Source organism: Methylosinus sp. shoA, assembly GCF_059718125.1.
The window spans coordinates 738,471-750,432 of the sequence record NZ_AP046091.1; the positions used below are offsets into that span (position 1 = coordinate 738,471).

Sequence of the window (11,962 nt, forward strand, 5' to 3'; positions counted from 1 at the left end):
AACTTTGCCGCGCTCGACTTCGGCGGCGCGAGGTTGCGCCGCCACGATTGCCAGGTCCGACACGCTGTCATCTCTCGTTTGGCGGTTGAAGCCGACGTCCATTTCGCGCTCCCGGGACCGGAATGCCCGATCTCTCATAGCCCGGCTCCCGGCCGGCCGCATCGTCCCGGGCTGCGGCGTCCCCGAGAACCTGTCCCGGTCCTGCGCCGCCTCACGCGGCCGCCGCCCGGCGGGACGATCCGGCCGCCGGGCGGCGGGCGCCTCAGTTCGAGGCCAGCGGCTTGCCGCTCGCATCCGTGACGTTCGCCCAGCTCTTCTTGATCAGAGCCACGACGTTCGCCGGCATCGGAATATAGTCCAACTCCTCGGCCGCCTTGCCGCCCTTGGCGAAGGCCCAGCCGAAGAACTTCAGCGCCTCGGCCGCGGCGGCGGCGTCCTGCGGCTGCTTGGGCAGCAGGATGAAGGTCGCGGCCGTGATCGGCCATGACTGGGCGCCCGGCTGGTCGGTCAGGATCTGGTAGAAGCCCGGCGCATTGGCCCAGTCGGCGTTGGCGGCCGCGGCCTGGAAGGTGGGCGTCGTCGGCGCGACGGTCTTGCCGTCCTTGTTGATGAGCTTGGTGTAGGTCAGCTTGTTCTGCTTGGCGTAGGCGTATTCGACATAGCCGACCGCGCCCCTGGTGTTGGCGACATTGTTGGCGACGCCTTCGTTGCCCTTGGCGCCGATGCCGACCGGCCACTCCACCGAGGCGTTCTCGCCGACCTTGGACTTCCAGTCGGCGCTGACCTTCGACAGATAATTGGTGAAGTTGAAAGTCGTGCCCGAGCCGTCCGAGCGATGCACGACGGCGATCGCGGTCGACGGCAGCTTCGCCTTCGGATTGAGCTTCTTGATCGCGGCGTCGTCCCACTTCGTGATCTCGCCGAGGAAAATGGAGGCGAGCGTGGCGCCGTCGAGCACGATGTCGCCGGAAGCGACGCCGTCGAGATTGACGACCGGCACGATGCCGCCGATCACCTGCGGCCACTGGGTGAGGCCGGCGGCTGCGAGCTCCTCGGCCTTGAGCGGCTGGTCGGAGGCGCCGAAGGTCACGGTGCGGGCCTTGATCTGCTTGATTCCGCCGCCCGAGCCGATCGACTGATAATTGAGGCCGGCGCCCGTTTCTTTCTTATAAGTGTCCGCCCATTTGGCGTAGATCGGGTAGGGGAAGGTCGCGCCGGCGCCGGAGATGTCGATCGCGAAGGCCGCGCCCGCAGTCGCCGCGGCCACGGCCGCCGCCAATGCGACCCGGTTGAGGAGTTTGGAGATCATCTGTTGTCTCTTTCGAACCCGAGGTTCACTTGAGGACGGCGCGTCGAGCGCCCCAGCGGCGCGCAAGCTATTCTCTCGCAGCAAGGCTTTTATGACGGCGAGATGACAGTCATATGACAATAAAATTGTTTGATTTATATTACAAATACACATCAGCCGCTTTCGGCTTTTTCTGCTTCGACCAGGGGAAGGAACACCCGGAACGTGGCGCCCTTGTCGGGCGCGGAATCTATCGCGAGCCGGCCGCGGTGGCGAGCCACGATGTGCTTGACGATCGCGAGGCCGAGGCCGGTGCCGCCCTTCGCACGGCTCTTGCCGGCGTCGACGCGGTAGAAGCGTTCGGTGAGACGCGGCAGATGCTCCGGGGAGATGCCCGGACCATGATCGCGCACCGAGAAGACCGCGGAGGCGCCGAGCGGGGCGAGCGAAATCTCCACCGGGCCGGCGCCGTATTTGATCGCATTCTCGATGAGATTTTCCGCAACCCGGGCGAGCTCGTCGCGATCGCCCGGCACCACGACCGGCCCTGCCGATTCGAGCCGGAGCTCGATCCCGCCGTCCTCCGCCATCGGGCCGAGCGTGTCGACGATATGCGCGACGAGAATGGCGAGATCGACCGGCGTGTCGGGTCGAAGATGCAGATGCTGTTCGATGCGCGAGAGAGACAGCAGGTCGTCGACGAGACGCGACATGCGCTGAGCCTGCTCGCGCATGATGGAGAGGAAACGCTCGCGCGCCTTCTCGTCGTCATGCGCCGGGCCTTGCAGAGTCTCGACGAAACCGAGCAGGGAAGCGAGCGGCGTGCGCAGTTCGTGGCTGGCGTTGGCGACGAAATCGACGCGCATGCGCTCGACGCGGCGCGATTCGGTGAGATCCCGCAGGCTCGCCACGGCGGCGTTCTCGTAGCCGTCGAGGCGCAGCGGCGCGATGTGCACCTCGAACCAGCATTCGACCGGCAGGCGCTCCACCCAGATCACCTTCTCCGGCGCGCCGCCGCGCAGCACACGGTCGAGCGCATCGAGCACATCGGGCGAGCGCAGGCTGCGCGCCAGCGGATCATTGACGCGCAGCGACGGCAGCACCGAGCGCGCAGCGCGATTGGCTGCGACGATGCGCGCCTCGGAATCGATGACGAAGACCGCTTCCGGCAGCGCGTCTATGACGAGGCCGAGAAGAGCTTCTCCCTGATAGCGTCGGCGCAGATCCGGCATCTAGTCCGAGGGCCCCCTCCCCGGCCCTCCCCCGCTGCGCGGGAGAGGGAGAAAGTTCCGCGCTTCGCGGAGGGCTCGCGCGACGCCGGCCGTTTCCCCTTCCGTAAAGCGGGAGAGGGCGAGGGAGGGAGCCTTTCCGCTTCGATCCATAGGACGCATGGCCGCTAGTCGCGGGCCTCCATGATGCGGGTGATGGTCTCGCGCAGGCTGTTCCAGCGGCGCGAGCCCTCGTCCGCGCCGAGCAGCGCGAGGGCGAGGAGGAACGGCAGGAAATAATAGATCACGCGAAACAGCAACAGAGAGGCGAGCAGGCTCTCCTGCGAATGCCCCGGCAGCGCGTTCAGCATCGTCGCCTCGAACACGCCGATGCCGCCCGGCGAATGGCTGACGACGCCGAGGACGCAGGCGAATACATAGACCGAGGCGAAGGTGAAGAAATCGAGGCCCGTGTCCTGCGGCAGCAGGGCGTAGAGGGCGGCCGCCGCGCAGCAGAGATCGGCGACGCCGAGAATGGTCTGTCCGAGAGACGGAACGAGGCCGGGCAGCTCGAACTTGTGGCCGCGCAGCCGCACGCGCCGCCGGCGCAGCGACACCCAGACGAGGTAATAGCCGACGCCGGCGCAGACGAGCAGCCCGAGCGCGAAATTGAGGAAGGGCGGCAATTTGTCGATCGCGCCGATTTCGCCGGCCCGCGCCACGAGGCCGGCGCCGACGACCGAAGCCATGCCGAGCCAGAAGGTGACACCGGCGATCAGCGTGACATTGGCGACCTGTACCGCGCCGACGCCGACGCGCGAATAGATCCAGTAGCGGACCGCCGCCGCGGTGACGACCGGAAAGCCCAGGTTGAAGGAGAAGGCGTAGCTGGTGAAGGAGGCGAGCGCGGCGATGCGGTAGCGCACGCGCAGGCCGAGCTGGCGCAAAGCCAGAGCGTCATAGCCGGTGAGCGCGAGATAAGAGAGAGCGGTGAGGAAGAACGCGCCGAGCACCTGCTCGGCGCTGGTGGCGGCGATGGCGGCGCGCACATCGGCGAATTTGACGCTCGAGACGACACTCGCGAGGACGAAGCCGGCGAGAGCGAAGACGGCGAGGCTCGCAATGCCGCCGACCGCCTTGCCCAGGTTCGGCGCGAGACGCCGACGCGCCGCCTCGACGAGATCATCGATCGTCGGCTTCTCGGTCGAGCGCGGCGCGGCCGGAGCCGGGATATCCTCCGCCATTTCGCTCTCCGGCCGCGTCGCTTTTTCCCACGCTTCGCGTTGACGGCGAAAATGCGCGGAAGCCTCTTCGATACGGCGGCGCGCGGAGGGGTTCAGAATCGGCCGGCGGGCCTCTCGGCGTCCGTTCATGGAATTTTCGATCCCGTTTTTTAGCCCTGCGGCCCCGAGACGAGACGCCGTCGAGGAAACGCCGCAGGGCAGGGATGGTTCGGTTTCTCCCCGAACCATGACGACAAGATGACAGGACGGCCGAGCGGTCGGAACAGGCCCTGCATAAAGCATTTCGCGCGCATTCACGGCCCGGCGGGCCTTTACGCGACAGCCGGAAGCGCAGGCCCGCGCTTGTCATCCACATAAAAATGGTCGCGTGTTTCCCGCCTCGCAGCGCGCTCCACCGCTGTGCGGGCCGATGCGTTCCGGCGCCTCGAAGCCACGAACTCGCGCAACGGCCAGCGTAAACGCAGCGGCGGCCCTTTCACAGCCTCGAACTTGTGCGCTCCGGTCCCGAAGGGAGAGGCTGGGGCCGCCCCCACCGGAAGCGGCCCGGCTTCGCCGGCCACCTTGCTTCCTATGGAAGAAGCGATCGACGCCTTTACAGCACTTCCGTCACTAACGGAGAATCGGTATTGCGCGAGCCGTTCGGTAGCCCGTCCTATCGATCGAAAGGAAAACTCTATCGAAGCTCTACATACACAAAGAGCGGGGACGGCCCTTGCCTTTCCCCACTCTTTGGTACCCGTCCTTTGACCGGAAGATTCGATGCGGCCTCGGAGTGCCGTTTGCGCGGACAACGATGTGGAGCGTCTCGCGGATCGAAGAATTCTTCCGGCGTCCTCCCCGACTTGGACCTCAGCCAGCTACTCGTCGAACGCCTTGGGCGCTCTGATGTTTTTATCCCGCCAGCTCGGCGACGAGGACATTATGACAGGCCGAGGAGTTTGTCATCCGAAAAGGTCGCAGAATGAAAAGAAATTGTGCGGCTGGCGCCTTCCTCGACGGCAGTTTTTTCAGAGCCTGCGCGCCCGGCGACCGGGCGGCGCGAGGCCCTGCCCGATCAGGCAGGTCAGAGCGGGATATTGTCGTGTTTCTTCCAGGGATTCTCCAGCTCCTTATGGCGGAGCAGAGCGAGCGCCCGGGCGAGTCGCTTGCGGGTCGCGCTCGGCATGATGACCTCGTCGATATAGCCGCGCTCGGCCGCCACGAATGGGGAGAGGAAGCGGTCCTCATATTCCTTCGTGCGCTGCGCGATCTTCTCGGCGTCGCCGATGTCGGCGCGGAAGATGATCTCGACCGCGCCCTTGGCGCCCATAACGGCGATCTGCGCCGAGGGCCAGGCGTAATTGACGTCGCCGCGCAGATGCTTCGAGGCCATGACGTCATAGGCGCCGCCGAAGGCCTTGCGGGTGATGAGCGTCACTTTCGGCACGGTGGCCTCGGCATAGGCGAAGAGGAGTTTCGCGCCATGCTTGATGAGGCCGCCATATTCCTGCGCCGTGCCCGGCAGGAAGCCCGGCACGTCGACGAAGGTGACGATCGGAATGTTGAAGCAGTCGCAGAAGCGCACGAAGCGCGCCGCCTTCTTCGACGCGTCGATGTCGAGCACGCCGGCGAGCACCATGGGCTGATTGGCGACGAAGCCGACCGTGCGACCCTCGATGCGGCCGAAGCCGACGACGATGTTCTTGGCGTGGGTCTCCTGGATCTCGAAGAAATCGCCCTCGTCCGCGACCTTGGCGATCAGTTCCTTGATGTCGTACGGCTTGTTCGGATTGTCTGGGATCAGCGTGTCGAGCGACGGATCGAGCCGCTCGGTCTCGTCGAAACTCGGCCACTCCGGCGGGTCCTCCTTGTTGGAGGAGGGCAGGAAGTCGATGAGCCGGCGCATCTGCAGCAACGCCTCGACGTCGTTGTCATAGGCGCGGTCGGCGATCGAGCTCCTGGTCGTGTGCACCGAAGCGCCGCCGAGCTCCTCGGCCGTCACCGTCTCATTGGTGACCGTCTTCACCACATCCGGGCCGGTGACGAACATGTAGCTCGTATCGCGCACCATGAAGATGAAGTCGGTCATCGCCGGCGAATAGACGTCGCCGCCGGCGCAGGGCCCCATGATGACGGAAATCTGCGGGATGACGCCCGAGGCCAGCACATTGCGCTGGAACACCTCGCCATAGCCGCCGAGCGCCGCGACGCCCTCCTGGATGCGCGCGCCGCCGGCGTCGAACAGGCCGATGATCGGCGCCCGGTTCTTCAGAGCCATGTCCTGCAGCTTGGTGATCTTCTGCGCATGGGTCTCGGAGAGCGAGCCGCCGAAGACAGTGAAATCCTTGGCGAAGACGAAGACGGCGCGGCCGTTGACGGTGCCCCAGCCGGTGACGACGCCGTCGCCCGAGATCTTCTCGCCGTGGTCCATGCCGAAGTCCGTGCAGCGATGCGCGACGAACATATCGAATTCTTCGAAGGAGCCGTGATCGAGCAACAGGTCGATGCGCTCGCGCGCCGTGAGCTTGCCGCGCGCATGCTGCGCGTCGATGCGCTTGAGGCCGCCGCCGAGGCGCGCCGAGGCGCGGCGCTGTTCGAGACCGTCGATGATATGCTTCATGGAACGCTTACCTTGGTTGGAGCGGCTGCGGGGCCGTTCGTTCTCGTTTCAAAGGTTGGGCGAGCCGAGACGCCAGCGGGCGATCTCGGCGGCCGTGAGCAGATGCACGCGATCGGGCGATGTGCGCTCGGCGAGCGCGATGAGGTCGCGGCTGACCCCCATCGAGGCGCTGTAGCGGGCAAGCGCCTTGCGCATGCCGCCGTCGGCAAAGCGTCGCTCGCGCAAAGTCTCGCCGCTCATCGGATCGACGCCGTCGACATAATTGAACATGCGATGGACGCCGACCCGGCTCTGGCGCGGGATGACACGTTTCAGCCCGCCCATCAGCGCATAGACGCAGGCCGAATAGCAGCGGCCGGAGACGAGCGGCCCGCCTTCGGCGCCGACGCGCGCGACGACCACCGCCATGCCGAGCTTGCGCAGTTCCTGGCCGAGCTCCATAGAGGCGATCACTTTGCCGCCGGGCGAATCGATCAGCAAAATGCCGCGCAGCGGCTCGCGGCTCGTGCGCCTGTGCAGGAAGCGCAGGAAGACATCGGGCGTCTCCTCGACGATCTCGCCCTCGGCGGCGACCACCTGAGGGCACCGCTCGTCGCAATGGGAGTCGGCCAGCGTCACCAGACGAAACGACATCTCTTCCGCGCGGGCCGGCGCCGCGGTCGCGGCGATCGCCACGAGGGCGACGAGAGGGGCGTAGAGAATGTTCATTCGATGCCCGTTCGGCGCTCCGCTGCGCCGGCTCTCAGATTCCGACGCTGGACTGGTGGGCGGTGACGGACTCGAACCGCCGACCCTCTCGGTGTAAGCGAGACGCTCTACCAACTGAGCTAACCGCCCCGTGCGTCTTCCGCAGCCGAAAGACGCGGCATAGGTTTACGGGACAGGAGCCCTTCGGCGCAAGATGGCCCTGGGCGCAATGAGCATCCGCCGGCGAGGGTCGCGCCCCGACGGCGAGTGAAGGGTCCGGCTCGCTCATGGAACGAGCGGCGCGCGCTCGCGCGCGGCTTTCGCTCACTTCGTCTTGTTGAGGGCGGCCTTCAGCGTGGCGCCGGGCTTGAAGCGGGCGCTCTTCGACGCGGGAATCTTGATCTCCTCGCCGGTCGCCGGATTGCGGCCCTTGCCGGCGGCGCGCTTCTTGACGGAGAAGGTGCCGAAACCGACCAGTCGAACTTCTTCGCCTTTCTTCAACGCCTTGGTGATGCCTTCCAGCACGGCGTCGATGGCGGCGGCGGCGGCGGCTTTCGACGTATCGGTCGCCTCGGCGACATGCTCGACCAGTTCCAATTTGTTGACCATGGTCCAATCCCTTCTTCTCTCCGCCGGGGAGCCGGGCGTCGAAAGGGCGAGCGGCCACGAATCGTCCAAACCCGGCATTCGAGAGTGATGTGCCGGAATGTCAGCAAAAGCAAGGGTTAGAACGTTTTCGCCCGCCGCAATCCCTGTAAAACAGGGGCGGCGGGCGCGCTTTGACGCCAAAAGGGCGGGATTTCCGCCGGACCTGCGCCGCCCGGGAGCGGCGCGCAGGCGTTACCTCGGGCGGTCAGTGGGCGCGCACGCCCGCCGCATCCTCCTCGACGACACGCGCGATCGGCGCGGGCTCCTCCCACACGATCGGCGTCGGCTGGCGCAGCAGCGCATGAGCGAGCACCTCGTCCATGCGCGAGACCGGCACAATCTCCAGCGCGTTCTTCACCGTGTCCGGAATATCGGCCAGGTCCTTGGCGTTCTCCTCCGGGATCAGCACTTTCTTCAGGCCGCCGCGCAGGGCTGCGAGCAGCTTCTCCTTGAGGCCGCCGATCGGCAGAACACGGCCGCGCAGCGTGATCTCGCCGGTCATGGCGATGTCGCGCCGCACCGGAATGCCGGTGAGGATCGAGACGATCGTCGTCGCCATCGCCGTGCCGGCCGAGGGGCCGTCCTTGGGCGTCGCACCCTCCGGCACATGCACATGGATGTCGCGGCGGTCGAACAGAGGCGGCTCGATGCCGAAATCGACGGCGCGGGAGCGTACGTAAGAGGCGGCCGCGGAGATCGACTCCTTCATCACGTCCTGCAGATTGCCGGTGACGGTCATCTTGCCCTTGCCCGGCATCATCACGCCTTCGATCGTCAGCAGCTCGCCGCCGACGCCCGTCACGGCGAGGCCGGTGACGACGCCCACCTGATCCTCGAGCTCCGCCTCGCCATAGCGATATTTGTGGACGCCGAGATAATCGGTGATGTTGTCGTTGGTGACGCGGACCTTCTTGCCCTTCTCCTTCGAGAGCAGGATCTCCTTCACCGCCTTGCGGGCGAGGTTGGAGATCTCGCGCTCGAGATTGCGCACGCCCGCTTCGCGCGTGTAGCGGCGAATGAGCGTCAGCAGCGCCTCGTCGTCGATCGACCATTCGTCGGAGGTGAGGCCGTGCTTCTTGATCGCGCTCGGAATGAGATGCTTGCGCGCGATCTCGGCCTTCTCGTCCTCGGTGTAGCCGGCGATACGGATGATCTCCATGCGGTCCATCAGAGGCGCAGGGATGTTCAGCGTGTTCGCCGTCGTCACGAACATGACGTTCGACAGATCGTAGTCGACCTCGAGATAGTGGTCGGCGAAGGAGGCGTTCTGCTCGGGATCGAGCACCTCGAGCAGGGCCGAGGACGGATCGCCGCGGAAGTCCATGCCCATCTTGTCGATCTCGTCGAGCAGGAAGAGCGGGTTGGAGGTCTTCGCCTTGCGCATCGACTGGATGATCTTGCCGGGCATGGAGCCGATATAGGTGCGCCGATGGCCGCGGATCTCCGCCTCGTCGCGCACGCCGCCGAGCGACATGCGCACGAACTCGCGGCCCGTCGCCTTGGCGATCGATTTGCCGAGCGAGGTCTTGCCGACGCCGGGCGGCCCGACGAGGCACAGGATCGGGCCGGTCAGCTTGTTGGCGCGGCTCTGCACGGCGAGATATTCGAGGATGCGCTCCTTGACCTTGTCGAGTCCGAAGTGATCGGTGTCGAGCACGTCCTGCGCCTGCTCGAGATCGCGCTTGATCTTCGACTTCTTGCCCCAGGGCAGGGCCAGCAGCCAGTCGAGATAATTGCGCACGACCGTGGCTTCCGCCGACATGGGCGACATCTGGCGCAGCTTCTTGAACTCTGCGACCGCCTTGTCGCGCGCCTCCTTCGAGAGCTTGGTGTTCTTGATGCGCTCCTCGAGCTCGGCGAGATCGTCCTTGCCGTCCTCGTCGCCGAGCTCCTTCTGGATCGCCTTCATCTGCTCGTTGAGATAGTACTCGCGCTGAGTCTTCTCCATCTGGCGCTTGACGCGCGTGCGGATGCGCTTCTCCACCTGCAGCACGGAGATCTCGCTCTCCATCAGCGCGAGGCACTTCTCGAGCCGCTTGGCGACGGAGATGGTCTCCAGCACATCCTGCTTCTCGGCGATCTTCACCGAGAGATGCGAGGCGACCGTGTCGGCGAGCTTGGAGAAATCCTCGATCTGAGTGACCGCGCTGGCGATCTCCGGCGAAACCTTCTTGTTGAGCTTCACGTAGGAATCGAATTCCGCGATGACCGAGCGGCCGAGCGCTTCGATCTCGACGGGCGCATCCGTCTCGTCGCCGAGCGTCTCGGCGTCCGCCTCGTAGAATTCGTCGGTGCGCGTATAGGCGCGCACCTTGGCGCGCGCGACGCCTTCGACCAGCACTTTCACTGTGCCGTCGGGAAGCTTCAAGAGCTGCAGCACCGAGGCGAGCGTGCCGATCTGATAGATGGCGTCGGCCGCCGGATCGTCGTCGCCGGCGTTCTTCTGCGTCGCGAGCAGGATCAGCCGATCCGACTTCGTCACCTCCTCGAGCGCGCGGATCGATTTGTCGCGTGCGACGAACAGCGGAACGATCATGTGAGGAAAGACCACGATGTCGCGCAGCGGCAGAACCGGGTAACTCTCGACCGCGCCGGGCGCGATGGAATTCCGCTTTTCGTTCGTCATTTCGTGTTTCCTGTTCCGTTTCGCTCTCCGCCCGGGCGGGTCGAGGCGGGGCTATGACGCTTGGAGGTTAAGCAAGTTCCGGGCTAGACGCCGTCGACTGAAAGAGCCGCCTTCGTCGCTCATGCTCGGAAGGCGTTACGCAACAAATGGGCCTGACGGCGCCGCCGTTCAAGAACTCTTGAAAAACAACCGAGTGCGACCCGGCCGCGGGCAAGAACGGCGCATTGGGGAGCCGCTCCTGCCGAAATTCGCGTCAGGCGCTCGCGCCGCTCTTCTCGCTGCGCTCGGCGTAAATGTAGAGGGGACGCGCCTTGCCTTCGACCACTTCGGGACCGATGACGACTTGCTCGACGCCCTCGAGGCCCGGCAGTTCGAACATGGTGTCGAGCAGAATGCCTTCCATGATGGAGCGCAATCCGCGGGCGCCGGTATGACGCTCAATCGCCTTGCGGGCGACGGCGGAGAGCGCCTCGTCCTGGAAGGTGAGTTCGGTGCTCTCCATCTCGAACAGCCGCTGGTACTGCTTGACCAGCGCGTTCTTCGGCTCCGTGAGGATGCGCTTCAAGGCCTCCTCGTCCAAATCCTCGAGCGTCGCGATCACCGGCAGACGACCGACGAACTCCGGGATGAGGCCGAATTTCAGCAGGTCCTCGGGCTGCACATGGCGGAAGATGTCGCCGGTGCGGCGCTCGTCCGGCGCCTGCACAGTGGCGCCGAAGCCGATGGAGGTGCCGCGGCCTCTCGAGGAAATGATCTTTTCGAGGCCGGCGAAGGCGCCGCCGCAAATGAAGAGAATGTTGGTCGTGTCGACCTGCAGGAACTCCTGCTGCGGATGCTTGCGCCCGCCTTGCGGCGGCACGGAGGCGATGGTGCCTTCCATGATCTTCAGCAGCGCCTGCTGCACGCCCTCGCCCGATACGTCGCGGGTGATCGAGGGATTGTCGGACTTGCGCGAGATCTTGTCGATCTCGTCCACATAGACGATGCCGCGCTGCGCCCGCTCGACATTGTAGTCGGAGGCCTGCAGCAGCTTCAGGATGATGTTCTCGACATCCTCGCCGACATAGCCCGCCTCGGTCAGCGTCGTCGCATCCGCCATGGTGAAAGGCACGTCGAGAATGCGCGCGAGCGTCTGCGCCAGCATCGTCTTGCCGACGCCGGTCGGGCCGATGAGCAGAATATTCGATTTGGCCAGCTCGACGTCGCCGTGCTTCGTCGCATGATTGAGGCGCTTATAATGATTGTGCACGGCGACCGACAGCACGCGCTTGGCCTGCGCCTGGCCGATCACATAATCGTCGAGCACCTTGCAGATCTCGCGCGGCGTCGGAATGCCATCGCGCTGCTTGACGATGGACTTGTTCTCCTCGCGGATGATGTCCATGCACAGCTCGACGCATTCGTCGCAGATGAACACGGTCGGGCCGGCGATGAGCTTGCGCACCTCGTGCTGGCTCTTGCCGCAGAAAGAGCAGTAGAGCGTGTTCTTCGAGTCGCTGCTGCCGACCTTGCTCATGTCTCATCTCCTGACGGATCGGCCCGCAATTGCGAATCGAACCAACCTCACTCGATATCAGCGTCGACCTAACAAAACGTGCAAGCGGCTCCGCCTGTCGTTCCGCCGGGACCCGCGACGCTTCGCCGTCGTGCTCGGACCTCAGT

At 65.3% G+C, this 11,962-nt stretch carries 8 protein-coding genes and 1 tRNA gene; all 9 read right to left on the reverse strand.

Translation table 11 applies throughout. The annotated features are described in order from the left end of the window. Positions 1–262 precede the first annotated feature (262 nt). Positions 263–1,309, reverse strand: a complete 1,047-nt coding sequence (gene pstS, locus AC6IW9_RS03430) for a phosphate ABC transporter substrate-binding protein PstS (protein ID WP_497769160.1) — start codon at positions 1,307–1,309, stop codon at positions 263–265. 152 nt (positions 1,310–1,461) lie between these two features. Next, a complete protein-coding gene (locus AC6IW9_RS03435; protein WP_497769161.1) occupies positions 1,462–2,520 on the reverse strand; it encodes an ATP-binding protein in 1,059 nt (352 codons plus the stop codon). Positions 2,521–2,684: 164 nt separating this feature from the next. Beyond that, positions 2,685–3,740 carry a lysylphosphatidylglycerol synthase domain-containing protein gene (locus tag AC6IW9_RS03440; RefSeq protein WP_497769162.1) on the reverse strand — a complete coding sequence of 352 codons (1,056 nt, stop codon included), beginning with the start codon at positions 3,738–3,740 and terminating at the stop codon, positions 2,685–2,687. Positions 3,741–4,803: 1,063 nt separating this feature from the next. Then, positions 4,804–6,339, reverse strand: coding sequence for an acyl-CoA carboxylase subunit beta (locus tag AC6IW9_RS03445; RefSeq protein ID WP_497769163.1), 1,536 nt, complete (start codon positions 6,337–6,339; stop codon positions 4,804–4,806). Between the two features lie 48 nt (positions 6,340–6,387). Beyond that, entirely contained in the window at positions 6,388–7,047 is a 660-nt protein-coding gene (locus AC6IW9_RS03450; protein ID WP_497769164.1) for a COG3904 family protein, read from the reverse strand. A gap of 53 nt (positions 7,048–7,100) precedes the next feature. Continuing rightward, positions 7,101–7,176: transfer RNA gene (locus tag AC6IW9_RS03455), tRNA-Val, on the reverse strand. Between the two features lie 174 nt (positions 7,177–7,350). Further along, positions 7,351–7,635, reverse strand: a complete 285-nt coding sequence (locus AC6IW9_RS03460; RefSeq protein WP_497769165.1) for an HU family DNA-binding protein — start codon at positions 7,633–7,635, stop codon at positions 7,351–7,353. A 244-nt stretch (positions 7,636–7,879) separates the two neighbouring features. Continuing rightward, positions 7,880–10,300: an endopeptidase La gene (lon, locus tag AC6IW9_RS03465; protein ID WP_497769166.1), complete on the reverse strand. Its 2,421-nt coding sequence runs from the start codon at positions 10,298–10,300 to the stop codon at positions 7,880–7,882. 253 nt (positions 10,301–10,553) lie between these two features. Next, the gene (clpX, locus tag AC6IW9_RS03470; RefSeq protein ID WP_497769167.1) at positions 10,554–11,816 is read right to left on the reverse strand and encodes an ATP-dependent Clp protease ATP-binding subunit ClpX; all 1,263 of its coding nucleotides are present in this window, start codon (positions 11,814–11,816) and stop codon (positions 10,554–10,556) included. Positions 11,817–11,962: the final 146 nt, after the last annotated feature.